Annotated in this window: 26 protein-coding genes and 1 pseudogene; 16 read left to right on the top strand and 11 right to left on the bottom strand. The window is 70.9% G+C overall.

Going from position 1 to position 26408, the window contains the following annotated elements; all coding sequences use genetic code 11:
* Positions 1–132: 132 nt before the first annotated feature.
* The 5 genes and pseudogenes from STRTU_RS08330 to STRTU_RS08310 all read left to right on the top strand — a co-directional run bounded on the left by STRTU_RS08330 (position 133) and on the right by STRTU_RS08310 (position 4728).
* Positions 133–525, top strand: a complete 393-nt coding sequence (locus tag STRTU_RS08330; protein ID WP_246240260.1) for an ATP-binding protein — start codon at positions 133–135, stop codon at positions 523–525.
* Positions 526–648: 123 nt separating this feature from the next.
* Positions 649–1403 (top strand): annotated as a pseudogene (locus STRTU_RS08325) (glycoside hydrolase family 15 protein); the annotation flags it as partial.
* A 144-nt stretch (positions 1404–1547) separates the two neighbouring features.
* Positions 1548–2096, top strand: a complete 549-nt coding sequence (locus tag STRTU_RS08320; protein WP_159746778.1) for a ferritin-like domain-containing protein — start codon at positions 1548–1550, stop codon at positions 2094–2096.
* 343 nt (positions 2097–2439) lie between these two features.
* Positions 2440–3333 (top strand): SigB/SigF/SigG family RNA polymerase sigma factor, encoded by an 894-nt coding sequence (locus STRTU_RS08315; RefSeq protein ID WP_246240256.1) that lies wholly within the window; start codon positions 2440–2442, stop codon positions 3331–3333.
* A 192-nt stretch (positions 3334–3525) separates the two neighbouring features.
* On the top strand, positions 3526–4728 hold the full coding sequence (locus STRTU_RS08310) for an FUSC family protein (RefSeq protein WP_246240253.1): 1203 nt from the start codon (positions 3526–3528) through the stop codon (positions 4726–4728).
* Between the two features lie 164 nt (positions 4729–4892).
* On the opposite strand, the gene STRTU_RS08305 is transcribed toward STRTU_RS08310, so the two are convergent.
* Entirely contained in the window at positions 4893–5066 is a 174-nt protein-coding gene (locus STRTU_RS08305) for a CsbD family protein (RefSeq protein WP_159742958.1), read from the bottom strand.
* A gap of 260 nt (positions 5067–5326) precedes the next feature.
* The gene (locus STRTU_RS08300) at positions 5327–5497 is read right to left on the bottom strand and encodes a hydrophobic protein (RefSeq protein ID WP_159742957.1); all 171 of its coding nucleotides are present in this window, start codon (positions 5495–5497) and stop codon (positions 5327–5329) included.
* Between the two features lie 288 nt (positions 5498–5785).
* Here STRTU_RS08300 and STRTU_RS08295 point away from each other — a divergent pair, with 288 nt between their 5' ends.
* The gene (locus STRTU_RS08295; protein ID WP_159742956.1) at positions 5786–6646 is read left to right on the top strand and encodes an RNA polymerase sigma factor SigF; all 861 of its coding nucleotides are present in this window, start codon (positions 5786–5788) and stop codon (positions 6644–6646) included.
* 157 nt (positions 6647–6803) lie between these two features.
* Here the strand turns inward: STRTU_RS08295 and STRTU_RS08290 are convergent, their stop codons facing one another.
* From STRTU_RS08290 to STRTU_RS08280, 3 genes are all read right to left on the bottom strand, one after another.
* On the bottom strand, positions 6804–7976 hold the full coding sequence (locus STRTU_RS08290) for an MFS transporter (RefSeq protein WP_371873573.1): 1173 nt from the start codon (positions 7974–7976) through the stop codon (positions 6804–6806).
* A gap of 106 nt (positions 7977–8082) precedes the next feature.
* The gene (locus STRTU_RS08285; protein WP_246240250.1) at positions 8083–9051 is read right to left on the bottom strand and encodes a DMT family transporter; all 969 of its coding nucleotides are present in this window, start codon (positions 9049–9051) and stop codon (positions 8083–8085) included.
* A gap of 211 nt (positions 9052–9262) precedes the next feature.
* Complete coding sequence (locus tag STRTU_RS08280) at positions 9263–9853, bottom strand: helix-turn-helix domain-containing protein (protein ID WP_159742954.1); 591 nt, start codon at positions 9851–9853, stop codon at positions 9263–9265.
* A gap of 125 nt (positions 9854–9978) precedes the next feature.
* Between STRTU_RS08280 and STRTU_RS08275 the strand changes: the two genes are divergently transcribed.
* Positions 9979–10485, top strand: coding sequence for a DinB family protein (locus tag STRTU_RS08275; protein WP_159742953.1), 507 nt, complete (start codon positions 9979–9981; stop codon positions 10483–10485).
* A 77-nt stretch (positions 10486–10562) separates the two neighbouring features.
* Here the strand turns inward: STRTU_RS08275 and STRTU_RS08270 are convergent, their stop codons facing one another.
* Positions 10563–11531, bottom strand: coding sequence for a DMT family transporter (locus STRTU_RS08270; RefSeq protein WP_159742952.1), 969 nt, complete (start codon positions 11529–11531; stop codon positions 10563–10565).
* Positions 11532–11605: 74 nt separating this feature from the next.
* On the opposite strand from STRTU_RS08270, the gene STRTU_RS08265 reads away from it, so the two are divergent.
* Both STRTU_RS08265 and STRTU_RS08260 read left to right on the top strand, forming a co-directional pair.
* Positions 11606–12550 carry a LysR family transcriptional regulator gene (locus STRTU_RS08265; RefSeq protein WP_159742951.1) on the top strand — a complete coding sequence of 315 codons (945 nt, stop codon included), beginning with the start codon at positions 11606–11608 and terminating at the stop codon, positions 12548–12550.
* A 114-nt stretch (positions 12551–12664) separates the two neighbouring features.
* Entirely contained in the window at positions 12665–13897 is a 1233-nt protein-coding gene (locus tag STRTU_RS08260) for a PP2C family protein-serine/threonine phosphatase (RefSeq protein WP_159742950.1), read from the top strand.
* Between the two features lie 15 nt (positions 13898–13912).
* Here STRTU_RS08260 and STRTU_RS08255 read toward each other — a convergent pair whose 3' ends face one another.
* The gene (locus STRTU_RS08255; protein WP_159742949.1) at positions 13913–14446 is read right to left on the bottom strand and encodes a hypothetical protein; all 534 of its coding nucleotides are present in this window, start codon (positions 14444–14446) and stop codon (positions 13913–13915) included.
* Between the two features lie 43 nt (positions 14447–14489).
* The gene (locus STRTU_RS08250) at positions 14490–15449 is read right to left on the bottom strand and encodes a hypothetical protein (RefSeq protein ID WP_159742948.1); all 960 of its coding nucleotides are present in this window, start codon (positions 15447–15449) and stop codon (positions 14490–14492) included.
* Positions 15450–15927: 478 nt separating this feature from the next.
* Here STRTU_RS08250 and STRTU_RS08245 point away from each other — a divergent pair, with 478 nt between their 5' ends.
* Together STRTU_RS08245 and STRTU_RS08240 are read left to right on the top strand one after the other, a co-directional pair.
* Positions 15928–17004, top strand: coding sequence for an ATP-binding cassette domain-containing protein (locus STRTU_RS08245; protein ID WP_246240246.1), 1077 nt, complete (start codon positions 15928–15930; stop codon positions 17002–17004).
* Positions 16964–17827, top strand: a complete 864-nt coding sequence (locus STRTU_RS08240; RefSeq protein WP_159742947.1) for an ABC transporter permease — start codon at positions 16964–16966, stop codon at positions 17825–17827. The genes STRTU_RS08245 and STRTU_RS08240 overlap by 41 nt, the downstream gene beginning before the upstream one ends.
* Positions 17828–18117: 290 nt before the next feature.
* Here the strand turns inward: STRTU_RS08240 and STRTU_RS08235 are convergent, their stop codons facing one another.
* Both STRTU_RS08235 and STRTU_RS08230 read right to left on the bottom strand, forming a co-directional pair.
* Positions 18118–19380: a carboxylesterase family protein gene (locus tag STRTU_RS08235; RefSeq protein ID WP_159742946.1), complete on the bottom strand. Its 1263-nt coding sequence runs from the start codon at positions 19378–19380 to the stop codon at positions 18118–18120.
* Positions 19362–20699, bottom strand: a complete 1338-nt coding sequence (locus tag STRTU_RS08230) for an MFS transporter (protein ID WP_159742945.1) — start codon at positions 20697–20699, stop codon at positions 19362–19364. Before STRTU_RS08230 ends, STRTU_RS08235 begins: the two co-directional genes overlap by 19 nt.
* A gap of 328 nt (positions 20700–21027) precedes the next feature.
* Here STRTU_RS08230 and STRTU_RS08225 point away from each other — a divergent pair, with 328 nt between their 5' ends.
* From STRTU_RS08225 to STRTU_RS08205, 5 genes are all read left to right on the top strand, one after another.
* Complete coding sequence (locus STRTU_RS08225) at positions 21028–22500, top strand: 2-hydroxymuconic semialdehyde dehydrogenase (protein ID WP_159742944.1); 1473 nt, start codon at positions 21028–21030, stop codon at positions 22498–22500.
* Positions 22501–22707: 207 nt separating this feature from the next.
* Positions 22708–23472: a 2-keto-4-pentenoate hydratase gene (locus tag STRTU_RS08220; RefSeq protein WP_159742943.1), complete on the top strand. Its 765-nt coding sequence runs from the start codon at positions 22708–22710 to the stop codon at positions 23470–23472.
* Positions 23472–23921, top strand: coding sequence for a RidA family protein (locus STRTU_RS08215; RefSeq protein WP_159742942.1), 450 nt, complete (start codon positions 23472–23474; stop codon positions 23919–23921). The genes STRTU_RS08220 and STRTU_RS08215 overlap by 1 nt, the downstream gene beginning before the upstream one ends.
* A complete protein-coding gene (locus STRTU_RS08210) occupies positions 23918–24439 on the top strand; it encodes a 3-hydroxyanthranilate 3,4-dioxygenase (RefSeq protein WP_159742941.1) in 522 nt (173 codons plus the stop codon). Before STRTU_RS08215 ends, STRTU_RS08210 begins: the two co-directional genes overlap by 4 nt.
* Before the next feature lie 3 nt (positions 24440–24442).
* A complete protein-coding gene (locus tag STRTU_RS08205; RefSeq protein WP_159742940.1) occupies positions 24443–25435 on the top strand; it encodes an amidohydrolase family protein in 993 nt (330 codons plus the stop codon).
* Here STRTU_RS08205 and STRTU_RS08200 read toward each other — a convergent pair.
* Positions 25420–26406, bottom strand: coding sequence for a LysR substrate-binding domain-containing protein (locus STRTU_RS08200; protein ID WP_159742939.1), 987 nt, complete (start codon positions 26404–26406; stop codon positions 25420–25422). The two genes, STRTU_RS08205 and STRTU_RS08200, sit on opposite strands and share 16 nt — an antisense overlap.
* Between the last annotated feature and the right edge of the window lie 2 nt (positions 26407–26408).

The following is a 26408-nucleotide window of genomic DNA, read 5'->3' as shown; positions in this document are numbered from 1 at the left end:
TGTTGCGTGAACTCCATGGTCTGGGGAAGCCGTCAAAGAACCTTCTCGTCGAAGTAGCCTTTTGCGTGGCCCTCGCAGGGGGCGGCGGGTGAGTTCCAGGCGTTGTGGTCGATCGGGCGTGAGGTGAGAGGTGTGACGGGCACGCAGCAGACCCCGGTGAACAAAGCGGCGGATGCCCGGGACCGCGTTCATGAGCTGCTGAACGCGCACCGTCCGCAGGTCGATGAACTCTCCACGATCGACGCACTGCTGGTCACCTCGGAATTGGTCACCAATGCCCAGCGCCATGGCGGTGGCGTCGCCGCCTTCTCCGTCCGGATCGCGGCCGGTCTCCTGGAACTGACGGTCGCCGATCGCAGCCCCCGCCATCCCGCTACGGCCATCGGACCGGAAAAGTTCGGGGTCGGCGGATATGGCTGGCCGATGATCCAGAAACTCACGTCCTGTGTCGTGATCGTCCCCACGGCCGATGGCAAATCCATCACCGTTACCGTCCCTCTTCGATCCGACCTTGCGGACGGTTGAGGGGAGGGAGCGGTAGGTACGGCCCGAGGGTATGGCTGTCCTGCCGAGCGAGGACCGTGAGCCCCGAGCCCCCGCCCCCAGGCCCCCACAGCCCCAGCTCATGAGCCCCCTCCGCCGGGGCATAAACTCCTGACCCACGAACCCACCGGAGCGATCGTCGCCGCACCGACCCTCGGGCTTCCCGAACAGCTCGGCGGTGAACGGAATTGGGACTATCGCTATGTCTGGATCCGCGATGCGTCCCTTTCCCTCCACGCCCTGCTGCGCCTGGGTTTCACCCGCGAGGCGCAGGCCTTCATCAGCTGGCTGGATGGATCTGTGCGCCATTCTCGACTGGCTTCTGGAGCACTGGGACAGCCCCGATGCGGGAATCTGGGAGACCCGAGCCGGGCAACAGCGGCACACCTACGCGCGGTTGATGTGCTGGGTAGCGGTGGAGCGCATGATCCGAATAGCTCGGCAGCGCGGGTTGCCGGGTGATGTGGGCCGCTGGATGGCGGAACGCGACAAGATCTACCACCAGATCATGGAACAGGGCTGGAACGCGCAGGAACAGACCTTTGTCCAGCTCTCAGTGGTGACGCGGGGCAGGAACCGGAGTGCATTCTGGACGCCTCGCTCCTCGTGATGCCCATGGTCAAGTTTCTGTCGCCGGACGATCCGCGATTCCGCTCCACCGTGCAGGCAATCGGCGAGAACCTCGTCGCGGACAGTCTGGTCTTCCGCTACGACCCGAAAGTGTCCCCCGACGGCCTGGACGGAACGGAGGGGACCTTCTCGACCTGCTCGTTCTGGTGGGTCTGGGGAATTTCCCGCAGGCATTCACCCATCTCGCGCTGATCAGCGCGGCGACGAGCCTGGACGACTTCATGGAGTGAGGCGGGATGCGCCGAAACGCCACACGGCCGACGGAATGGTGTCCGTTGTCGGCTCGATTGGCATACTGACCGGCGGTGCCGACGGAGCGCAATTCCCGGCGCGCAGTGCTGTCCACCCCAGGAGAACTGAAGGGCAGGAAGACCGTGGCTGACTTTCTCACCGACATCACCACCCACCGCGAGCGCGCCCGCCGCGAGATCGAAAAGGGACCGGTCACCGAAGCGTACGGAGCCGATCTGGAGCGCGTTCTGCAGGTGCTGAACGAGGCGCTGGCCACGGAGATCGTGTGCACCCTGCGGTACAAGCGGCACTATTACACCGCTTCCGGTCTCTATTCGGAGCCGGTCGCCGCAGAGTTTCTGGAACACGCCACGCAGGAGCAGCAACACGCCGACAAGGTGGCGCAGCGCATCGTCCAGCTCGGCGGAAAGCCCGACTTCAACCCGGAAACCCTGACGCAGCGGGCGCACGCCGGTTATGACGCCAGCGACGACCTGCTGGAAATGATCAAGGAAGACCTGGTGGCCGAACGCGTGGCCATCGCCTCGTACACGGAAATCGCGAAATGGCTGGGCGACGGCGACCCGACCACACGACGCGTATTCGAAGATCTGCTGGCGCAGGAGGAAGAGCACGCCGACGATCTGCGGGGGCTGCTGGAACGCATTCCGCAGGACATGAAGACCGATTGACCTGCGCCGCGGGGCATACGGCGCGGCGGCGCCGCGGATCCCGTCGTGACGGTAAGCGCAGTCGCGCCCGGGGCCCCTTGCGCCCCCGTACGCCCGCTGTCCCCCCCCGTATAGCCCACGGACAGTACGGCGAGCATGCCCGCGCACCGGCACCATCGCTCGCCTCCGGAGCATGCCGCAGCCTGCCGGACACATTTCTCATGAATCGTTCAGAATTCCGCGGGCGGCCCTCTCCCGTCCACCGGCTGCGCCACTCAGCGGGGTGATTGTTTCCCCGATACGCATAAGGACCCCGGCGCCGGGCAACAGGCCAGCTCAACGACCTGAACTCCGGAGGTGGAGCATGAACACGGTTTTCGAGGACGTATGTGACACACAACTGCCGGGGCCCCATGACGGGCCGTCACCGCAGGCCGGAAGATATTCCACCACGCTTCCGCGCATCGAGGACGCCGGGAGTGTGGCGCCCTATGACGCCAAGGCGCTGTCGCCGCTGTTCTTCGAGCGGCTCGCGGAACTCGACGAGGGAACTCCCGAGTATCAGTACGCCCGCAATACGCTCGTCGAGATGAACTTGTCGCTGGTGCGCTATGTGGCCTCCCGGTACAGCAGCCACCGTGACCAAATGGAGGACATCGTCCAGGTCGGTACCATCGGCCTCATCAAGGCCATCGACCGGTTCGACCTCTCCCGCCGAACGGAGTTTTCGGCCTTCGCCATTCCCCATATCCTCGGGGAGATCAAGCGGTTCTTCCGCGACACCAGCTGGGCCGTTCATGTCCCGCGCCGGCTCCAGGAACTCCGTATCGACCTGGCTCAGGCCATGGAGCAGCTGTCCACCCTCCTGGACCGCGAACCCACCGTCAAAGAGCTGGCCGAGCATTTGCAGCTCACGGAAGAGGAGATCATCGAGGGAATTGTGGCCGGTAATGGCCACACGGCCGTCTCCCTGCACCTCTCCGGTGACAGTGAGGCGACACCGGGCGGCGGTCCCGCCTTCGCCGACCTTCTCGGCACGACCGACCCCGCCACGGAGCACGTCGAAGACCGCTACGCGCTGGCCTCGCTGCTGCAACAGCTCGGTGAGCGCGACCGGCTCATCGTCCATCTGCGCTTCGACCGGGAGATGACACAGGCCCAGATCGGCGCGGCGCTCGGCATCTCCCAGATGCATGTCTCCCGACTGCTCGCCCGCATCATCAAGCAGCTGCGCGAGGGCATGCTCGGCCTGAAGTGACCCCGGCTGGGGCTGCTGTCGACGGCTGAGCGGGCAGAGCTCCAGAAGGCGAGGTCATCAGGCCGCGCGCCATAGAGGAACGGCCGGGACACCGCTCCCGTACGGCATGGATGCTTCCCCTGCGGCCGGGTACCGGATACGGGCACCGGAAGATCCGCCGAAGCGCGGATGGGCAGCAGGCGAAGGGACGGCATGGCCGGAGAGGTCAGCGGGCGGCGCAAGCGGCCGGCACGGCAGGACCGGATGGCACGCCTCCGGCAGTGGTGGGGGCGGGCGCTGGGGTCGGAGGGTCATGAGCGCACCACGGTGCTGCTCATCACCAAAGGCACCTTGGCGGCGACGATCGCCTGGGTGGTCGCCTACCACCTCCTGCACGCACAATCGCCTGCCTTCGCCCCGTTCTCCGCGGTGCTCATCATGCAAGTGACCGTCTACCAGTCGCTGCTGCAGTCCTCGCGCTACGTAGGCGCGGTGGTGGCGGGCGTGGCCGTACAGGCGGCCCTGGGCTTTCTCGTCGGGCCCGAGGTACTGACGTTCGCCCTGGTGGCGGCGGTGGCGCTCACCATCGGCCGGTGGCCCGCGCTCGGCGCGCAGGGCTCCCAGGTGGCCACCGCGGCGTTCTTCGCCTTCTCCACCTATGTATCCGCCACCTCGACGCACGACAGGACCACCCAGCTGGGGCAGATCATCCTGCTCGTCCTCATCGGGTGCGGCATCGGCGTCCTCGTCAACGTCACCGTGCTGCCGCCGCTGCGCTACCGCAGCGCCGAACACGGCATCCGCACCCTGGCCCACGCCCTGTGCGACCTGATGAGCGACATCTACCCGGCGCTGCGTGAAGGCGGACTCGACCAGGAGCGCACCGGACGGTGGCGGTCGCGGGCCGAACAGACCGGAGAACTGGTCACCCAGGCCAGAACGGGACTGCGGATGGCCCGGGAGAGCCTCCACTACAACCCGCGCCGGTTCTTGCGCCGCGAGCGCCCGTATACCCACTTCGAGGCATACGCCGCGGTGCTGGAGGCGCTGGAGCGCACCGTGCGCCAAGTCGGCGCCCTGACCCGGAGCTTGGACCTGTGGAGTGCGGACGAAGACCGCAATCGCTACGGCGCCTTCCTGGCGAGCTACGCCGATTTCCTGGAATCCCTCTCCCGGATCACCCAGGTCTTCGCAGACCTCGACGAGGACCGGCTCGCCGACCAGACCTCCCAGCTCCACCAACTGGCCGACCAGGCACAGAACTACCGCCGACGACTGACCGAGGAGGCGGAGCGGGGCGACTTGCCGCTCACTGATCCCGGCCGCCCGTATGGGGTGCTGGTCATTGAGGCCGCTCGTCTGATGGAGGAGTTTCAGTACACCTGTGACGTGCTCCAGCACTATGTCGACCGGTGAACCGCCGGCCTCGCGTGGCGGTGTCCACCACGCGGCCGGACACCGGGCAGCGGCCGGGCACGGGACAGGCGCCGGACTCCGGACAGGCGCCGGACTGCGGACAAGAGGAGGGGCCACCGCAGAAAAGCGGCGGCCCCTCCCGTGTGCCGGTCGTCGTTGCCTGCCTATTTCTTGAAGGCGTCCTTGGTCTTCTCCTTTGCTCCGCGGAGGTCTCCCCTGGATTCCTGTGCGGAGCCCTCGGCGGTGGCGCTTTCGTTTCCGACGGCTCGGCCCGCTTCCTTCTTGACCTTGCCGATGGCCTGTTCGGCGAGGGCCTTGGCCTTTTCGCTGGCACTCATGGTGGTCCTTCCGTTGGCGGCATTGCTCTCGTGCCCGCGCATTGTGCTGCCAAACGATGGTGCGGAATGCACGGGCACGATTGCCGACCCGGAGCGTGCCCTGCGATGGAGGTGAGTCCCCTGCGGGAACAGTGCACGCCCCGGGCCGTACCTCTCGTGTTTCCGCGTGGGGGGTGATGATGCCTCAGCAGGCACAGAAAAATCGGGGTGGGTCGGACAACGTGGTGTTGTCCGACCCACCCCGGATATCTGGGGTGCGGCTACCAGCGATACCAGCGGCCGCGCTTGCCACCGGCTCCCGCGGAACGCAGGAGAAAACCCAGTGCCCAGATGATGAGTACGGCTACCGCGACATACCAGAGCGCCTTCAGAGCGAATCCGGCGCCGAAAAGCAGCAGTGCGAGAAGAAGCACGAGTAGCAGGGGAACCATAATTATCAACCTCCCAGACATCGTGTGCCCGTGCATTCGACGCACACACAATGTTTCTGGTGGGGGAAGCCGGGCAGCCTCCGCGTCACTAACGCGCATTGCCCGGGAATCCAGTTGCCGTTCGCGGGCTTTGGGGCGTACGAGGTTCCTGACGCTGGACCGGTCTCGCAACTGCCGCCGCCCGGAGCGAAGTTGCCTCAATCTCCCACTTCACAGGCATGACGTGGATGGATCGGGGTAGGCGGGCCGCTGCAGCGTCCGCGGGTGCCGGGCGCGCGGGAAGGCGAGATGACCACCATCGTGAGCGAGACCGCGACCGAGCAGCGAGAGATCACCACGGCTTCCGTACTCCCGGAGGTGAGGCAACCGCAGAAGGTGGCACCTCGGGACGCGCGGGAGCTGTCCAGGCAGTTCTTCGCCCGGCTGCAGGCGCTCGAAGAGGGCACGCACGAGTACCAGTACGCGCGGAACACCCTCATCGAGATGAATATGTCGATGGTCCGCTATGTCGCCCGCCGCTACCGCAATCGCGGTGACGACATGGAAGACGTCATCCAGGTGGGCACCATCGGTCTGATCAAGGCCATCGACCGGTTCGACGTCACGCGTGAGGTGGAGTTCTCCACCTTTGCCGTCCCCTACATCCTGGGCGAGATCAAGCGGTTCTTCCGCGACACCGGCTGGGCCGTCCATGTGCCCCGCCGCCTCCAGGAGCTGCGCAGCGACCTGGCCAAGGCCAAGGAGCACCTCGCCGCCAAGCTCGACCGCGACCCCACCGTCCGCGAGCTGGCCGCGCACCTCGAACTGTCGGAGGACGAGGTCATCGAGGGCATCGTCGCCGCCAACGGATACACCGCCGGATCGCTCGACACCCCCGCCGACCCCGACCCGTCCGAGCAGCGCCGCACCCTGGTCGACGTCCTGGGGGAGAACGACCCGGCGCTGGAGGCCGTCGAGGACTACCAGGTGCTGGGTCCGCTGCTCGACACACTCGACGCCCGGGAACGCCGCCTCATCCAGCTGCGCTTCGGCCAGGAGCTGACCCAGTCGCAGATCGGCGAAGAGCTCGGCGTCTCCCAGATGCATGTCTCCCGGCTGCTCACCCGCACCCTGTCGAAGCTCCGCGCCGGCATGCTCACCGAACGCTGACGTGGTCGGCCAGTTGAGGGTGCCCGAAGGCCCGTGAAGGCGCCCCGAAGGTCCGTGAAAGGGGCCGCTGCGCCGCAGGTCTTGGGCCTGTGCCCCGCCCGCGGTACCCGGTACGGCCCTCACTGCGGGCGCTCACCACTGGGCGCGCGCCCTGCGATCAGCACGGCGCGCGCCGTCGGCCGTGCCGGACCAGCCCGCCGAGCAGCGCCGCCACGGCTGCCAGCGCGGCGATCGTGGTCAGCGCGCTCGGCAGCCCGTATGCCTCGGTGAGGAACCCGATCGACGGCGGGCCGAGCAGGATGCCGGAGTAGCCCAGGGTCGAGGCCACCGCGACGCCGTGGGGGCCGCCGAGCGCACCTGCGCCGCCGACCGCGACCGGGAAGACATTGGCCAGGCCCAGCCCGGTCAGCGCGTAGCCCAGGTAGGCCGCCCACAGCTGCGTGGTCAGCGCTGCCACCGGCATCCCCACGGCTGCGAGAAGAGCGCCGGCCACCAGGACGGGGGTGTCGCCGAGCCGTTCCAGGAGCCAGGTGCCCGCCATCCGGGACACCGTCATCGTCAGCGCGAACACCGCGTAACCGGCCGCTGCCGCACCCGGCCCGGTGTGCAGGTCCGCGGAGAGATGCAGCGAGCCCCAGTCGGCCAGCGCGCCTTCGCCGTACGCCGTGCACAGGGTGATCAGCCCGTAGATCGTGAGGAACAGCCGGGGGCGGCCCACCGTCGTCCGGCCGCGCCCAGGCACCGCGTCCGTTCCGTCGGGGTGCGGGCCGGGGCCGGTGGCCGGCCGAGGCGTCCGCAGCAGCACCCGGCCCGCATACGCGGTGACGACGAGCCCGGTCACCGTCAGCAGCAACAGGTGCCGCAGCGGGCTCAGATGTGGGGCGAGGAGTCCGCCGAGGCCCGCGCCCGCCAGTCCGCCCGCGCTGAACGCCGCATGGAACGACGGCAGGATCGGGCGCCGGACCGCCTCGGCCAGGTCCACGGCGGCCGCGTTGAAGGCGACGTTGAGGCCCCCGTACGCGGCTCCGAACAGCAGCAGGACGAGGCCGAGTTGCAGGGGGGAATGGGTCAGCGCGGGCAGGGCGACCGACAGCGACAGCAGGGCCGCGGTCACCACCGTCACCGGATGGTTGCCGTAGCGGCGGCACAGCTTGCCGGTGAGCAGCATCGTGGCGACCGATCCCACCGATACCCCCAGCAGGGCCAGCCCCAGGGCGCCGGCCGAGGCGTGGATCTGCTCCTTGACGGCGGGGATGCGCACCACCCACCCGGCGAACACAAAGCCGTCGAGGGCGAAGAACAGGCTGATCGCCAGGCGGAGACGGGTCACGGTCGGGGGAGTGACGGTCGGGGGAGTAGCGACAGCTGGGGAAGTGGTGACAGCCGGGGCGCGTCGGCCGGTGTCCCTGAGCTGGTCCATGGTGGCCTCCGGTCGTTCAGTGGCGGACGCGGTGGGTGAGGAGGGTGCCGGCCGTGGCGAGTGCGAGCCCGGCGAGGGTGAGGGGGCCGAGCCGCTGGCCGAGCAGCAGCGCACCGAGCGCCGCCGTGCACATCGGGACCAGCTGGAACAGGCTGCTGACCTGGCTCGTTCCATGGCGCTGGAGCAGCCGGTAGAGCAGCCCGACGCCGATGACGGAGTTGACCAGCGCGCTCCACAGGAGCACCGGCCAGTACGCGGCGGTGAAGTGCACGTCCCAGCCCTCGGCGAGGAGCGCGGGCACCAGCACCACCAGCGAGGCGGCCAGCAGCTGTACGGCATTGCCGCTCACCGGCTCCATCTGCCCGCAGAACCGCTTCTGGTAGACGGTGCCGGCGGAGATGCCCAGCAGCCCCAGCGCGAGAAAGCACAGCCCCGGCAGACAGTCGAGGGACAGCCGGATTCCCTCGGCGACCGCCAGGGCCACTCCGCCGAGCCCGAGGGCGAGGCCCAGCAACTGGCCCGCCGAGACCCGCTCATGGAGCAGCGGGACCGCCAGCAGTGATGCGGTGAGCGGGTAGAGGGCGATGATGAGGGCCGCGAGCCCGGACGGCACGCCGAGGTCCATTCCCACGTAGATGCTGGAGAACTGCACCGCCTGGACGAGCACTCCGGCGACGGCCAGGTGCAACAGCCGCCGCCCGCGGGGCAGCCGCTGACGGCGGATCGCGGCGATGGCCAGCAGCACCAGGCCGGCGAGGGCGAAGCGTAACGCCGCGAAGGTGTAGGGCGCCGCGTACCGCAGGCCGAGCGTGCCGGAGAGGAATCCCGAGCTCCAGACGACCACGAGGGCCACCCGGGCGGGCAGTTCGGCGAGGCGCCCCGCGGGTCGTGCGGCGGGGTCCGGCACACCGCTCCGGCCCGTACGGCCGGGTGCGGGCCGCTCGGCGCTTCCGACGGGTGGGCTGGGACTGGTACCGGGACTCATCACTGCTGACACTCCCTCCGTTGTGTTCGATAAACTGCACGCTAGGCCAAAATATCGTTCACCGCGACAGTTTTGTGCAGGCGTGGGGCAGGCGTGGGGTGGCAGTGGTGGTCCCGGCCACGGCAGGGCACGCACGGGAAGTCGGGTCCGGACGGCAAAAAGCCCCACGGGCCGTTTTCCGCAGGGCAGTTGGGGAGGGGAGCGGAAGGGCTCAGTAGAGGCTGGAGAACAGTACGGCGATCATCTGGGCCGGCTCATCGGTGTCATTGCGGAAGGTGTGCGGATGACCGGCCGACCACTGGATGCAGTCCCCGGCGCGCAGTTCGTGGTCCCGGCCGTTGTACCGGGCCACCAGGGTGCCCCGGGTCGCCATGATGAGGTCCGAGCCCTCGTGCTGCAGGTCCTCGCTGAGGCCGCTGCGCGGTGCGAAGTCCCCCGTCACCACCTGGTATCCGAGCTCCGGGGAGCGCAGCACCCGGTAGACGACACCCGGCGCCCGCTCCAGGATCTCCTGCTTCTCCCGTGGGAACAGCGAGGGGGTGGCCCGCCCCCGGGAGAACCCCAGGAACGAGCCGACATCGTGGTCGAACACCTTGGCCAGACGGCCGAGCCGCTCCAGCGCGATATCGGTCTCGCCCCGCTCCAGGGCGGCCAGGAAGGACACCGACAGCCCGCACTCCGCCGCCACTTGGCGCAGCGACATTCCCCGCTGCGTACGGAGCCGGTGCAGCACCTCGCCGGGCGGCGGGAAGCCGAGCTCCGGATCCCGCGCGGGAGGAGTGGTGGGGGCCGGGTCTGCCATGCCCGCATCCTAATGCCGCGGTCCGGGGCGCCCGGTCGGGCACCGCTGGCCCCCGAGGCGCCGGGGGGCGAAGTACCGGGAGAAATCAGGGTGTGGTCCGCGGGGTGGCGGGCTACGGTGCCTCGATGACGACCACTCCCGCGCGCCGCGATGTAGGGCCTCCCGGCGTCGACTCCGATGAGAAGACCACGTTGCTCGCGTTCCTGAACTATGTGCGGGACGGGGTGACAGCGAAGGCGCAGGGGCTGGCGGACGCGCAGGGGCGGGCTCCGGGGGTGCCTTCCGGGACCAGCGTCCTCGGCCTGGTCAAGCATGTGACCGCGGCGGAGGTCTACTGGTTCGACTGGGCCTTCGAGGGGGCCGGCGCCGCGCCTCCGGACCTGAGCATGGACCTTGCCGAGGGGGACAGCGCCGAACGCCTGCTCGCTGCCTACCGTGCTGCGATCGAGCGCTCCAACGAGATCATCGCGCGCTGTGACGACTTGAGCCGCCCGTGCGCGCGGGCCGCCGGGAAAGCCGGGGCGCTGCGGTCGATGCGATGGGTCCTGGGGCACATGATCGAGGAGACCGCGCGGCACGCGGGGCATGCCGACATTCTCCGGGAGCAGGCTGACGGCTCGGTCGGCCGATGAGCGTGGCGGTGGCGGTGGCGGTGGCGGTTACGGGGACGGTGAGGGGCGGGGTGGCGGGCCGCGGTGGGGTGACGGTCTCAACGCGCCCGTGAGGCAGCGGCTTTCGGTGTCCCTCCCCGGGAGGCGCGGCTGTGGTACCAGACGGCGGCGATCACCAGGGCGCAGCCGCCGGCCTGGGTCGGTGTCGGACGCTCGCCGATGGCGATGCCCAGCCCGAACGCCAGCACCGGCTGCAGCAGCAGGAGCGCCGCGCCGGTTTGCGGCGCCAGCCGGGGCAGGGCGGTGGTGATCAGCAGCCAGGCCAGGACCTGACCCACCAGGGCCAGGGCGAGCAGCCAACCCCAGGCGGGCCAGCCCGGGTTGAGGTCGATACCGGTCCACAGCGCGCCCAGCACCGCCGCCGCCACGGCGGCCGCCGCGGTCGACACGCACACCGGCGCGACGAGGTGCTCCCGGCCGCCGCCGAGCCGCATCAGGAACAGATATCCCGCGTAGGTCACACCCGCCGCCGTCCCGAACGTCAGCCCGGCGACCGGATCGCTGCCCGCCGCCGGATGCCCGAGCGCGCCGCCCGCCAGCGCGACGCCCGTCAGCATCAGCGGGGCCATCAGCACAAAGCGCCCGGAGAGCCTGGTGCCCGACACCAGCCGTGCGAGCAGCGGGAAGACCACGACCTGGAGGTTGAGCAGCACCGTGGCGACCGAGGCGCCGACGGTCCGGACGGCGGCCGCCCAGAACACCATGTCGATGCCGAGCAGCACGCCGGCCCCGATGTCCATCGCCTGGTAGCGCAGCGGGCGGTGGCCCACCCTGCGCACCTCTCGTACGGCGAGCGGCACCAGGACGAGCAGGGCGAGCGCGCAGCGCAGAAACGCCGCCGTCCCCGCGTTCGTCCCCGACAGCTTCATGAACACGGCCGAGGCCGAGATACAGGCGGACCCGGCGACGGCCGCAAGGAACGGGCGCGCGCCCGGGTCACCCTCGCCCGTCCGCCGGGTACCGCTTCCGTCGGGCCGTACGGACACCGGCTTCTCCCGCAACGTCATGAAAGCCACTGTGCCCGGCGGGATTCATAACAAAAAGCGTTGATGTGATGGCGGTACTCGGTAGCATCCGTGAGGTGTTCGGTATCGATAGGCTCCGCGCCCTGGCGGCGGTCGCCGCCCATGGTTCGATCGCCCAGGCTGCCCGTGCTCTGCACATGACCGCCTCAGGGGTGTCACAGCAACTCGCCAAGCTGGAGCGCGAGGCCGGCCACGCCCTCCTGGAGCCGGACGGGCGCAGCGTCCGCCTCACCCATGCCGGGCGGATCCTGGCGGGTCATGCGGACCTGCTCCTTACTCAACTTGCCGCCGCACAGGGAGATTTGGCGGATCTGGGGCAGGAGGTGCTGGGGCCGCTCCGGATCGGTGGTGTGGGCAGCGCCGTCCGCACCCTGCTGCCCGACGCACTGGCCGCCCTCACCGCCGACCACCCCCGGCTCAGGCCGACCGTGGTCGACGGGGAGTCCGTCGACCTGATGCCCCGGCTGATCCACGGTGAACTCGATCTGCTGCTGATCGAGAGCTGGGCCGGTCGTCCGGTTCCCGCCCCCGAAGGCGTGACACTGCGCACGCTGGTCAGCGAGGACGTCCATGTCGCCCTGTCCGAGCGGCATCCGCTCAGCGACCGCCGGACCGTCGACCTGGCCGACCTCGCGGGCACGGCGTGGGCCTGCTGTCCCCCGGGTACCGCGCCCCATGAAGCCCTGGTGCAGGCCCTGCGCAGCCGTGGCGTCGAGCCCGACATCCGTTATCTCCTCGCCGAGCATGCCACCCAACTCGCCCTGGTCGCCCGGAATCTCACCGCGTCCCTCGTCCCCGCGATGTCCGCTCGGCCGGCCCCGCCCGGCGTACGGCTGCTGGCCACCCGTCCGGCGCTGCGCCGCGAGATCCGGGCCGCCTGGCTCACCCGCGCCGAGAGCCCGCCGGTGCGCGCCTGCGTCGCCGCGGTGGAGGCGCACTGCCGGAGCACGGGCGAGGGTCCTCCGGCGGAAGGGGGAGCGCCGGCGCCGGCGGTCCCGTAACCCGGCGGGGCTTGAAGGGGACGCAGGACATGCCGCCGACGGCCTAATGAGCGGGTTGGGCTGTTTGGGCGCGTCAGGCTGAGGTTCTTGATCACGGTCGCGTCAGGAGCCCGTGTGGACAGAGCGGGTGAGTGGATCCTCCGGCGGATCGGCCGTCGTCGCGGGCCGGGCCGCGGAGGTACGGGCGGCAGGCTTGCGGAGATCGTCGACAGCGGGGGCTTCGAGGTGCGCCGCCCGCCCGTATGGATGCGCTGGCTGCCGGTCGCCTATGTGGTGTTCGTCCTGCTGCTGGAGACCGTCACCCCCACGCCATGGGCGGTGAGCTTCCTGCTCATCGCGCTGCCGGTGATCGCCGCGTACAGCCTCGGGCCGGTCCTGGTCGCGGCGGCCACGGTCTTCGCGGTGGGGTTGGAGGGGACGTTGGCCGGCACCCCGTGCTGCACCGGCCACAACGTCCACATGCTGTGGGAGAACCACCATGTCGCCGCGTATGTCGCCACCGGTCTGGTCGGTGTGCTCGGGGTGGCGCTGGCCGCCCACCGCCGGCGCCAGGAGCGGTCCCTGGTGCAGGCCCACTCGGTCGCCGAGGCCCTGATGCGGACCCTGCTGCGGCCGGTGCCGCACCGGGTCGGGCATCTGCTCGCGGCCGGGCTGTACCGGTCCGGTGAGGTCGGCACCATGGTCGGCGGGGATCTCTACGACATCCGCGCCACGCCGTCCGGTGAGCGCGCCGTCATCGGTGACGTCCGCGGCAAGGGGCTCCAGGCCGTCCGCACGGTCGCCGATATCCTCGGCAGCTTCCGCGAGGCGGTCCATGACGAACGGGACCTGCCGGCCGTGGCGACCCGTATGGAACGGCGGCTGGCCCGGGAGGCCGAAGAGCTCCTCGATGACGAGCTGTTCGTCACCGCCGCGCTGATCGAGTACGACGCGGCCGCCCAGCGAGTGACGATCATCAACCACGGGCACATCGAGCCGGTTCTGATCTCCCGTGGCGAGGTGACACCACTCATCGGGCCGCCCGCCCTCCCGCTCGGCCTGGGCGCCCTGGCCGACGAGCGGCCCGTCGCCTACACCCACCCCTTCACCTGCGGCGATGTCCTTCTCCTGTGCACCGACGGCCTGATCGAGGCCCGCGACCAGAACGGCGCCTTCTATCCGCTCCTGGACCGGCTCCGCCATCGCTTCGGCGACCGGACCGCCCCCGCCCCCGGCCCCGCCGATGTCATTGACTTCCTCAACACCGATCTGCCCCGCCACACCCGCGTCTTCCACGATGATGTCGCGCTTCTCGCGCTGGCGCCCGACGGGGATGACGCCGTTCACGACTCCCCTCGGCTCCTCTGAGCCGGCGGCGCCTCTTCAGTCGCTCTGATGGGCATCCCGTGCCGCGTCGACGAACTCCTCCAGGGCCCTCCAGAAGGGCCGGTAGGCGTCATCGAAGGCGTCCTGGCCGCCGGGGTCGCCGGTCAGGTCGGCGCTGAGGGCGGCGTAGAAGGGGCGGGTGGTCTTCTGGAGGGCGAGGGCCGCGGTGGCGGCCGAGTGCGGGCCCTCCAGTTCGACGACCCGTGCGCAGCGGCGGATCTTCGCGTACTCGGCGACCTCGCGGTCCCGGAGTTCGCCGAGCGTGGACGTACGGGCCTCGGAGTGGGGGAGTCGTAGCACGGTGGAGATCTCCCAGAACAACTCGCCCATACGGTGGGTCTGTTCGATCAGGTCCAGATAGGCGGTGCGGCGGCTCTCCCGCAGCCGTTCGGCACGCTGTGAGCGCGCGGCGGTCTCGGCCTGGATCATGGCGGCCCGGGTGCTGCCGCGACTGGTGACCCAACTGGCGAGCACCGCCGTGCCGCCGGTCACCGCCGCGATCGCCGAAGTCCATACCGTGCTGTCGCCCACGTGACGCCACCCTACCGAGCCGCTCCGGGGCACCGGCCGCCGACTACGAGGGGAATTCGCCCGGTGGCACCGTGCTGGTGGGGGCATTGCCGCCGAACACCTTGTTCAGGGTGAAGGTCAGCACCGTGTACTGCGTCCCGCCGGCCACCCGCGCCGTCCGGAAGTTCGCCTTGTCCTCGAACTTCTCGAAGCTGCACCGGCGGGTGAAGGAGCTCTTCCCGCCGTTCCAGTCCTCGCCGGTGGTGAAGTACACCGTGTACGCGCCGCTGTTGACACTGCGTACGGTCGCCTTCGCGCCCTTGCGGACGTACACGGCGAACGCCGTCCGGGTGCCGCGGGTCAAGGTCACCACCGCGTCGGAGCTGGTGCCGTTGTTGACGGTCAGCCGGCCCAGACCGGCGCGGCTGCCGTCGCGTACGAAGGTGCCGTTCGCCAGCCGCCGGTGCCGGGCCCGCTCCGTATGCGGCAGCCGCAGCGAGGCGTCGTAACCGAGGGCCTTGAGGGCGCGAGCGGCTTCCCTGACGCTCTGGGGGCCGTGGGCCGTGTCGAGGGCGACGCGGGGTGAGGTGGCGCAGCGGCCGCCGCTGCCTCGGGCGCTGCGCAGATCCTGCCCCAAGGCGCGCAAGGCGGTGGCGAGTTGGCTGTGGCCCGCGAGGGCGTTGTCCGGTGCGGCGGTCGATTGCAGGGCGTCGGCGGCGGCCTCGGCCTTCAGCGCGGCGGTGTCCAGTGCTCTGTTGAGCGCACCGCCCTCGTGCGCCCCGTCGACCGTGCGCAGGGCGCTGTCGAGGGGGCCGAGGGCGCCGGTCAGTGCGTGGCGGTAGGTGGCGGGGTCGACGGGCGGGGTCGGGCTCGCGGACGGGGCCGAAGGGGCCGCCGCGTTGCTGGAGCCGCCGCCCGCCTGTTCGCCGTCCGCCCTGCCCGGTGAACAGGCCGCCAGCGGCAGCGTGAGGACGAGGGCCACCGCACCGAGCGCGGCGGTCCGGCCCGTCCTGCGCCCGCTCATGGACGCCCCTGAGGCCGGTCTCCGGCCCGTGTCCGCCGATGTGCCCGCCGTCGTGTGCGCAGACGTGTGCCTCACCATGAGTCCCCCGATTCCCCCGGTATCCCCCGACATCCGGCAACTGCCGAAAGAACCAGGCTTCTCCGCCTACAAGTGACTGTCAAGACCGGTGTACGGCAGGGCAGTTGGGCGGACGAACGGCGGGTTGGCGGGGCGGCGTCCGTAGCGCCAGTCGGTGGGGCGGCGTGCGTCACGCCGAGGAGAGGGCATCGCCGCCATCGCCGGTGCGTCTCCTGGCTGGGCTTCCCCGGCGGTGCGCTTGCCGGTGCCCCTTCCGGGTGGGCCGTTCGATACCGCCCCGCGCGCGCGTCCCGGTCTCCGGCTCCCCCTCGGACCTAACATCGGACCGCGCCCGCAGGGGAGCTCCCGGCCCGCCCGCCGGGGGACGGGCTGGGTGTCCAGCGGCTGATCCGGAGGGCAAATGAGCACCGACGACGAGAGCGGACGGGGACAGGGACGGGGACGGGGACGGCCGACCGGACCGGCGGCCCCGGACGAGCCGCCGCACACCCCGGCCGCCCCCGCTCCCGGCAACCCCGGCCCGGACGCGCCCCGACCCAACACCCCTGACCCGGACGCGCCCCCTCCCGACGCCGTGACCTGCCGTGCGCTGCGCTACGCCTTCGGGGAGACCAGGGCCGTGGACGGCGTCGACCTCTCCGTCCGTACCGGTGAGGTCTTCGGGCTGCTCGGCCCGAACGGCGCGGGCAAGACCACCGCGATCCGCTGTATCACCACCCTCCTGCCCGTCCCGGCGGGCATGGTGCGGGTCTTCGGGCATGACGCGGCGCGGGAGCGGATGGCGGTGCGCCGGCTGCTGGGGTACGTCCCGCAGCAGCTGTCCGCGGACGCCGGGCTGACCGGCCGGGAGAACGTCGCGCTGTTCGCCCGGGTCTTCGACGTCGCCCGTCGTGAGCGCGCCGCCCGCGTCAGCCAGGCGCTGGCCGCGGTCGGCCTGACCGAAGCGGCCGGCCGGCTCGCCAAGACGTACTCCGGCGGCATGATCCGCCGTCTCGAACTCGCCCAGGCCCTGGTCAGCGCGCCCCGGCTGCTGATGCTCGACGAACCGACGATCGGCCTCGATCCGATCGCCCGCACCAGCGTCTGGGAACACATCAACGCCGTACGGGCCGCCACCGGCATGACCGTCCTGGTGACCACGCACTACATGGAGGAGGCCGACCAGTACTGCGACCGCCTCGCCCTGATGCACCACGGCCGGATCCGCGCCCTCGGCACCCCCGACGAGCTGCGGTCCGCCCTCCGCGCCCGCCGCCGCGCCGCCGCCCGGCCTCCGGCCGTCTCTCCCGCCCCCTCCGCCTCAACCTCCACCCCCGCCGCCCCCTCCTCTCCGCCGTCGGTCCCCGTGCGCCCGTCCGACACCGAGCCGACTCTGGAGGATGTCTTCCGGGACGTCGCCGGCAGCGGCCTCGACGAGCAGTCAGGAGACTTCCGCGATGTCCGAAGCACCCGCCGCACCGCCCACCGGGTCGGCTGACCCCGCCACCGGCCCCGGCCGGCTGGACCTGCTGCTGGTCCCGCCGCGCGCCCGCCCCGGCTGGCGGGTGCTGCCCGCCCGTGTCGTCGCGATGTGCGTGGTCGAACTGCAAAAGCTGCGGCACGACCGCACCGAGCTGTACACCCGCGCCGTTCAGCCCGCCCTGTGGCTCCTGGTCTTCGGCGAGACCTTCACCCGCCTCAACGCCATCCCGACCGGCGGCACCCCGTACATCGACTATCTGGCGCCCGGCATCATCGCCCAGTCCGCCATGTTCATCGCGATCTTCTACGGCATCATGATCATCTGGGAGCGGGACGCCGGGATCCTGACCAAGCTGCTGGTCACCCCGACCCCGAGGTCCGCCCTGATCGCCGGCAAGGCCTTCGCCGCCGGAGTGAAGGCGCTGATCCAGGCCGTGGTGGTGATCCTCATCGCCGCACTGCTCGGCGTGGCCATGACCTGGAATCCCCTGCGGCTGCTCGCCGTTGCCGTCGCCGTGGTCCTCGGCTCGGCCTTCTTCTCCTGTCTGTCCATGACGATCGCCGGGATCGTGCTCACCCGGGACCGTCTGATGGGCATCGGCCAGGCCATCACCATGCCGCTCTTCTTCGCCTCCAACGCCCTTTACCCGGTGGCGATCATGCCCGGCTGGCTCCAGACGGTCAGCATGATCAACCCGCTGAGCTACCAGGTCGACGCCCTCCGCGGCCTCCTCCTCGGCACCCACGCCCACCTGGCCCTGGACTACGCCGTCCTGCTGGGCTCCGCCGTACTGGGCATCGCCGCGGCCTCCTCGCTCCTGGGCCGCCTGGCCCGCTGACACCACGTCACCCGAGCATCGTCGCGTCGGTCGCGTCGGTCGCGTCGGTCGCGTCGGTCGCAGCGATCCGACACCCGAAGCGAACTCGCCCCGCGAACCTGGCGTTCCCCTCGCGCGGGCCTTGTCCTCCCCTCCGCCTGGCAGACCCCCGCCCATGTCCGTACGGCGGGAAGGCTGTTGACGCGCGGTGACGCCCGTACTGCGCCCTCGACCTTTCTGACCGGTGCCGAGCCCGCGCAGTCTGATACGTGCCCCCTCACACCGGTGGGGCACGTAGCGGGCCGCTGGTCTCAGCGGGGGAGCGGCGTGAGCGGCGCGGGCAGCGGGCCCGGGTCGCCGGTACGGGCGAAGGAGGCCCAGGCCGCGCGCAGCCCCTTGCCGACCGCGTTCACCTCCGCCCAGGTGAGGTCGCCCAACAGTGGTGCGTCCCGCCAGGCTTCCGCCGATCCGAGGAGCAGCGGGATCTCGGCACAGTGAGTGGCGCCGTAGGGGGAGCCGGGTGGGCGCCAGTCCAGCCGGTAGCCGTGCACGCGGGCGCCGGAGCGCTCTAGCTCCGCGCGCAGGGCGGTGAGCGGTGCCTCGTAGAGGCGCCGCGTGCGTGCGGCGACGCCGCCTGTGTCGCTCGGGCCCTCGGGGAAGGCGGACATGTCGTCGGCGTTCCACCCGTACAGCACGTCCGGGGCGCGGTCGCCGAGGGCGAATGGTCCGGTGCCGGCGGGCAGTTGGGCGGTGCCGCGCACCGGGCCGAAGGGTGGGGCCAGGAAGCTGCCCGTACGGCGCTGCTGGTCGGCGGCGGTCCGGGCCTGGGCGGCGAGCAGTGCTTCGGGCGGGGCGGTACGGGGGTCGGTGCCGAGGTGGGCAGCGAAGATGCGGCCGGTCTCGCGTGCCTCGGTCAGCGAGCGGGTGGCGATGGACAGCGGTGCGCTCTGGAGGACTGCCCGGCGGAACAGGCCCCGGGCGGCGTCCAGTTGAAGGAGGAGCAGGATGGACAGGGCGCCCGCCGACTGGCCGAACAGGGTGACGTTGCCGGGGTCGCCGCCGTAGCGGGCGATGTGGTCACGCACCCAGCGCAGCGCCGCCAGCTGGTCGTGGAGGCCGAGGTTGCCGTCGCTCACCCCGTCCAGGACGAGGTAGCCCAGCGCGCCGAGCCGGTAGCCGGCGCTGACGACGACCACGTCCTGCTCGGCGGCGAGCGCTCCGCCGTCGTACCAGTCGAGGAGGCCCGCACCGCTGCTGAAGCCGCCGCCGTGGAACCACACGAGCACCGGGCGGCCGGTCGGGGGAGCCGCCCCCGCTGCCGGGGCTGCGGGGGCCGTGACCGTCAGGTGAAGACAGTCCTCGCTCTGCGGGCGCTGGTCGCGGGGCGGGCCCATCACCGCGTCGAGCCGGGACGGCGGCTGGGGGCAGATCCGGCCCACCGGAGGGGTGCTGATTTCCGGCTCGGCGCGCCCCTTCGGCTCACTCGCCTCTCCCGGCACGGGACGGGGCAGGGCGAAGCGTTCCGCGGTGGCGAACCGGAGGGGACCGCTGCGGATCACGGCGCGGGCGTGCATGCTTCACCTGCGCGTTCGGGCCGGCGAACGGCCTGTTCGGTCGAGGTCTCCGGGACCGTCCGGAACAGCGCCACCGCGCCGGCAAGGCTGACTGCGCAGATCCCCACCAGGTAACAGGTCACACCCGCCGAGGAGTTGCCCGATCCGAGGAGCGCGCTGGAGATCATGGGCGCCAGGCCGCCGCCGAGCACCGCACCTGCCTGGAGGATCAGGGAGGTGCCTGAGTAGCGCACCCGCACGGGGAAGGTGTCGGCGATGATGGCGCCCTGGACGCAGTGGGTCACCGGGAGGATCAGGCCCATACCGGCGAGTGCGAGCAGGGCCATGGCGCCGTCTCCGGTGTCGAGCAGGGGGAAGAACATCGCGCACCAGACGAGGACGGCCACGGATCCCCCGACGAAGAGGGTGCGCCGGCCCCTGCGGTCGGCGATCCTGGTCCACACCGGTATGGAGGCGAACCACAGCACCGCGGCGCCGGTCACCCCGAGGACGAGGAACTGCTGGTCGTAGCCGCGGTGCTGGGTGCCGTAGGACAGCGTGAAGACCATGAAGACGTAGGCGACCGCGGAGTTCGCGAGCACCGCGAGCAGGGTCAGGCCCAGTTGGGGCAGTCCGGCCTTCAGCGCGTCGGCGAGCGGGAATCCGACCACCTCGTCGTGTTCACGGGCCTGGTGGAAGGACGGCGATTCGGTGACGCGCAGCCGCACGACCAGGCCGACCCCGACGAGGACGAAGCTCAGCAGGAACGGGATGCGCCAGGCCCAGGCGAGGAAAGTGCCGTGCCCGGCCAGGGAGTTCGTGGCCAGGAAGACGAGGTTGGCCAGCACCAGACCGGCCGGCGTGCCCATCTGGGGGAAGCCCGCGTAGAGGTTCCGCCGTCCCTCGGGGGCGTGTTCCATCGACAGCAACGTGGCCCCGGCGCCCTCACCGCCCAGGCCGATGCCCTGGACGATACGCAGCACGACCAGCAGCACCGGGGCCCACAGGCCGATGGTGCCGTAGCCCGGCACGAGCCCGATGAGGGTGGAGCCGATGCCCATCAGCAGCAGTGAGACCACCAGCGTGGAGCGGCGTCCGAGGCGGTCGCCGAAGTGCCCGAAGACCAGGCCGCCGAGCGGACGGGCCACGAAGCCCACCGCGAGGGTGCTGAAGGCGGCGAGGGTGCCGGCCGCGGGGCTCAGGGACGGGAAGAACTGCTTGTCGAAGACCAGGGCGGCGGCCGTGCCGTAGAGGAAGAAGTCGTACCACTCCAAAGTGGTGCCGAGGAGGGTGGCAAGCGCTGTTCTGCTCGCGCCCGTGGGACGCTCCGCGTCGCTCATGGGATTGCCTCATCTGCTGGGGGGACGGCGGGCGGGCCCCGCGTTAACGGTGGATCCTGGGCCCGGTGGTCAGAGGAGACAAATGCCGGTTCGGCCCGCCGCTATAGCGGTTCAGGTATGGGCGGCGCCTGATCCCGGTTGTCGGCAGCCCGTCCGGCGCGGCTCTTCCCCGACCCTCGTGGACCCCGTCACCCTCTCCTGATCTGCGGGGAAGCGGCCCTGGCGGCGGCAGACGAGAGCGCAGGCCGCAGGCGCATACCGAAGTGGGCATAGCGGTAACCAAAAAGATCATTTGTCAGTCATGGCTCGCGATCCCAGGGTGGGAGCCATGACGGCACAGACTCCTCCGCGGTGGATCCGCAACTTCGTCGACGGGCGGTTCGTCGACCCCGACGACCGCTGCTTCGACGCAATCGACCCGGCCACCGGCCGCGTGCACGCCCGCGTCCACGAGGCCGACGCTCCTTTGGTGGGCCGGGCCGTCACGGCGGCGCGCAAGGCGCTGGACACCTGGTCGGCGACCCCGGTCCGGGAGCGGACCGAGGTGCTGCGCAGGGCGGCGGACCTGATCGAGGCGCGGTTCGAGGAGTTCGTGGCCGCCGAGGTGGCCGACACCGGCAAGCCCGTCACCCTGGCCCGCGACCTGGACGTGGCCCGCGCCGTGGCCAACTTCCGGACCTTCGCCGACGTGATCGCCGCGGCCGGCCAGGAGTCCTTCCTGACCGACCTGCCCGGCGGACGTCACGCCCTCAACTACGCGGTGCGCAAGCCGCTCGGCGTGGTCGCGGTCATCGTGCCGTGGAACCTGCCGCTGCTGCTGCTCACATGGAAGGTGGCCCCGGCGCTGGCCTGCGGCAACGCCGTCGTCGTCAAGCCCAGCGAGGAGACGCCCGGTACGGCGACCCTGCTCGCCGAGGTGCTCGCCGAGGCGGGGCTCCCGGCGGGCGCCTACAACGTGGTGCACGGCTTCGGCGGCGGCTCGGCCGGGGAGTACCTCACGACGGATCCGTGGATCGACGGTGTCACCTTCACCGGTTCGTCGGCGACCGGCGCCCGCGTGATGAAGACGGTGGCGCCGCGCGTGCGCCCGGTCTCCTTCGAACTGGGCGGCAAGAACGCCGCGGTCGTCTTCGAGGACGCCGACCTGGAGGAGACCCTGGACGGCCTGACCCGGTCGGTGTTCGCCAACACCGGCCAGGTGTGCCTGTGCACCGAGCGGGTCTACGTCCAGCGGTCGGTCTTCGCCGACATCGCCGACGGGCTGGTCGAGCGGGCGCGATCGCTGCGCCTGGGCAGCCCGCTGGAGGCGGCCACCACGACCGGGCCGCTCATCTCTCAGGCGCACCGCGAGAAAGTGCGGGGGTACCTGGACCTTGCCGAAGAGCTGGGTGCCAAGGTCCTCACCGGCGGGAACACGCCCAGCCTGGGCGCCGTGCTGGACGGCGGCTCGTGGATCGAACCGACGCTGTGGACGGGCCTGACCAACTGCGACCGGCCGGTGCGTGAGGAGATCTTCGGACCCGTCGCCGCGCTGATCCCGTTCGACACGGAGGCGGAGGCCATCGACCTGGCCAACGACACCGAGTACGGTCTCGCCGCCTCCGTGTGGACCCGCGACCTGCGGCGCGGGCACCGCGTGGCCCAGGCGATGAACGTGGGCATGGCCTGGGTCAACACCTGGTTCCTGCGGGACCTGCGCTCGCCGTTCGGCGGTGTCGGCCTGTCCGGCCTCGGCCGGGAGGGCGGCGCCTCGTCCCTGCACTTCTACACCGAACCAACCAATGTGTGCGTGCAGCTGTGAAGGCGCCCGCCGCGACGGGGCACCGGCCCCCGGTTCCCGCACCCGTGATCGAACCGGCCGCCGGCAACGCTCCGGCGGCCAGGAGGACTTGACCGTGGACATCGCCCCGCACGCCGCATCCGGCGGCCGCAGGCCAGGACCCGGCGTACGCCGCATGTCCGGCGTCGCCGCCGCGCTCACCGCCGGCCACCGCGAAGGAGGTGACCGATGATCGCCACGGAGACGATCGGCGCACTGGCCACCCGGCTCGACAACGCCCAGACGTATGTGGCCGACACCCCGAGCCTCGCCGACACCCACACCCTGGACATCGAGGACGCCTACGCCATCCAGGCCGCGCTCCTCGCCCGGCGTGCGGCGCGCGGCGAGGGATCCACCGGCGTCAAGTTGGGCTTCACCAGCAGGGCCAAGATGGCGCAGATGGGGGTTTCGGAGATCATCGTCGGCCGGCTGACCGACGCCATGTGCGTTGCCGACGGCGGCGAGGTCGAACTGGCCCGGTTCATCCACCCGAAGGTGGAGCCGGAGGTCGCCTTCTGGCTCGCCCAGGACGTGGACACGGACGCCCCCGACACCGACATCGCCGCCTGTGTGGACGCCGTGGCGCCCGCGTTGGAGATCATCGACTCCCGCTACCGGGACTTCCGCTTCACCTACGAGGACGTCGTCGCGGACAACACCTCCGCGGCGGGCTATGTCATCGGCGCGTGGCGGCCCGTCCAGGACGTCTCCGCCCTCCCCGTACGGCTGCACGGCGGAAGCCGCGAGATCCTGGGGTCCACCGCGGCCATCCTCGACGGACCGTCGAACGCACTGTGCGCGCTGCTCGACATGGCCCGGCGTCGGGGCATCCCGCTGCGTGCGGGCGATGTCGTGCTCGCGGGCGCGGCCACCGAGGCGATCCCCCTGACGCCCGGGGTGACCACCTGCGAGATCACCGGTCTCGGCCGGGTCAGTGTGCGGAGCGTGTGATGGACCAGGCACGTATCGTCCCGGGGAAGGCGACCCCGCGCGGCCGCTTCCCGCACTTCCGCCGCGCCGGTGACCTGGTGTTCGTCTCCGGCACCAGCTCCCGCCGCCCCGACAACTCCTTCGTCGGCGTCACGACGGACGAGATGGGCACGACCGCTCTCGATATCCGGGCGCAGACCCGCGCCGTCATCGAGAACATCGCCGACATCCTCGCCGACGCGGGAGGCAGCCTCGCCGACGTCGTCCAAGTGACCACCTATCTGGTCTCCATGAACGACTTCGGCGGCTACAACGAGGTCTACGGCCAGCACTTCGACGAGAACGGCCCGGCCAGGACCACCGTCGCCGTCCACCAACTCCCGCATCCCCACCTGCTCATCGAGATCCAGGCCGTGGCCCACCTGCCGGCCACCGCCCCGGCCGCCACCACCGTCGAGGAGACACCGTGACCGACATTCCCGAGGTCATCGACTTCCAGGGCTGGATCGACGCGCACGCGCACCTGCTGAAGCCGCCGGTGAACAACCGGACCATGTCGCTCGGCAAGGACTTCATCGTCCAGATCATCGGTGGCCCCAACCAGCGCACCGACTTCCACCTGGATCCGTACGAGGAGTGGTTCTACCAGATCAAGGGGGACATGCATGTCGACCTCATGACCGACGAGGGCCCGCGGACCGTGCACATCAAGGAGGGGCAGGCGTGGCTGCTGCCGGGCCATGTGCCGCACTCCCCGCAGCGCCCCGACCCCGACTCCATCGGCCTGGTCATCGAGCGGGTCCGTGAGGAGGGCACGCTGGAGAAGTTCCTGTGGTACTGCCCGTCCTGCTCCGCGACCGTGTACGAGGCGGAGCTCCAGGTCCGCGACATCGTGGGCGATCTGCCGCCGGTGTTCGAGGAGTTCTACGGCGACGAGCGGGCCCGCACATGCTCCGCGTGCGGAACCGTGCACCCCGGGAAGGGCTGACCGGTGGCAGACGTGATCGACGTCCACACCCACTATGTGCCGCGGGGCTGGCCCGACCTGTCGGCCGTGGGCGGTCCCGACGCTCCCTGGCTGCGGATCGAGTCCGAGTCCGAGGCCGTGATCATGACCGGGTCGTCGGAGTTCCGCCGCATCCAGGCGGACTGCTGGGACGCGGAGACGCGGCTGCGGGACATGGACGCGGACGGAGTGCGCGCCCAGGTGGTCTCGCCCACCCCGGCCTTCTTCTCCTACGGCCGCAGCGGCGCCGAGGCCGCGAAGATCGCCCGGATCTTCAATGACCTGGCTCTGGAGATCACCGCTCCCGCGCCGGACCGGCTGATCCCCTTCTGCCAGGTGCCGCTCCAGGACCCGGACGCCGCGTGCCGTGAGCTGGAGCGGGCCGTCTCGGCCGGTCACCGGGGCGTGGAGATCGGTAACCATGTCGGCGACCAGGACCTGGACAGCGAGGGGGTGGTGACCTTCCTCCAGCACTGCGCGTCACTGGACGTGCCGGTGTTCGTCCACCCCTGGGACATGGACACCTCGCCCCGCCTGGACCGGTGGATGGCGCGGTGGCTGACGGCCATGCCGGCCGAGACCCACCTGTCGATCCTGGCGATGGTCCTGGGGGGCGTCTTCGACCGCATCGACGAGCGGCTGAAGATCTGCTTCGCGCACGGCGGCGGGTCGTTCGCCTTCTGGGCGGGCCGCATGGAGAACGCCTGGCACGGACGCCACGACATCATCGGTACCTCGCAGTACCCGCCCTCCCACTACCTGGGCCGGTTCTCCGTGGACTCGGTCGTCTTCGACGAGCGGGCGCTGCGGCTCCTGGTGGACACCGTCGGCGAGGACCACGTCATGGTGGGCAGCGACTACCCCTATCCGCTGGGCGAGCGCCCGGTGGGCGCGGTGGTGCGCAAGAGCGGTTTCCTCACCGAGGAGGCACGGCACAAGATCACCCGCGGTAACGCCGAACGCTACCTGGGGCTGTGATCCGCGCCGCGCTCCCGGTCCCCGGCCCGCTCCGCACGGGTACGGGGACCGTCCGCCATCGACTCCGCTGCCTGCTCCAGGCTCCGGATCAGTGCCTGCGCCGACGGGCTGAGCGTGCGGTCCGCCGACAGGGTCACGCCGACCCGGTGCCCGACCGGTTCCAGCGGCACCGGAAGCCGGGCCAGCCTGCTGTCGTCCTGCACGAGCAGGGCCGGCAGCACGGCCACCACGTCGGTGTCCAGCAGCAGTTGACGTACCGTCAGGAAGGAGGTGGCCTCCACGCGGTTCTGCGGCGTGCCGAGCCCCTGCCGGGCGAAGAGTTCGTCCACCTCGCGACGGAGCGTGGTCTGCTGTCCGGGCAGGATCCACGGGAAGTCGAGGGTGTCCGCCAGGTCGGCACCGGGCCGTTCGGTCAGCGGATGGCCCGCGCGGACGACCAGGCCGACGTACTCGTCGTACAGCGGGCTCCGGATCAGTCCCTCGCCGGAGGGCGCGGTCAGCCGGCCGACGATCAGGTCGACCCGTCCGGCCTCCAGGTCCCGCAGCAACTCCTCCGGGGAGGCTTCCCGCACCACCACGGTGAGCAGGGGATGGTCCCGCTTCAGTGCCGCAACGGCCCGCGGCAGCAGGACGTTCGAGCCGGCCAGGTGCGTGCCGACCACGACGGTTCCCCGGTCGGCCTCGGCCAGTTCCACGACATGGCGGCCCGCCTGGGTGAGCTGGGCCAGGACGGCGCGCGCGTGCCGGGTGAACGCCTCGCCGAAGGCGGTGGCGCTGACTCCCCGGGGGCCGCGCTCGAACAACGGCACGCCGAGGATGTCCTCCACCTCGTGCAGACTCCGGGTGGCGGCGGGCTGGGTCACATGCAGCTCCTTGGCCGCACTCACCACCGATCTCTGCCGGGAGAGCGCGTCCACGAGCAGCAGGTGCCGCATCTTGAGCCGACCGTCGAGCAGGCGGGGGATCTCCACGG

The organism is Streptomyces tubercidicus, from assembly GCF_027497495.1.
Classification (GTDB): domain Bacteria; phylum Actinomycetota; class Actinomycetes; order Streptomycetales; family Streptomycetaceae; genus Streptomyces; species Streptomyces tubercidicus.
This window is presented reverse-complemented; position numbering and strand designations above follow the sequence as displayed.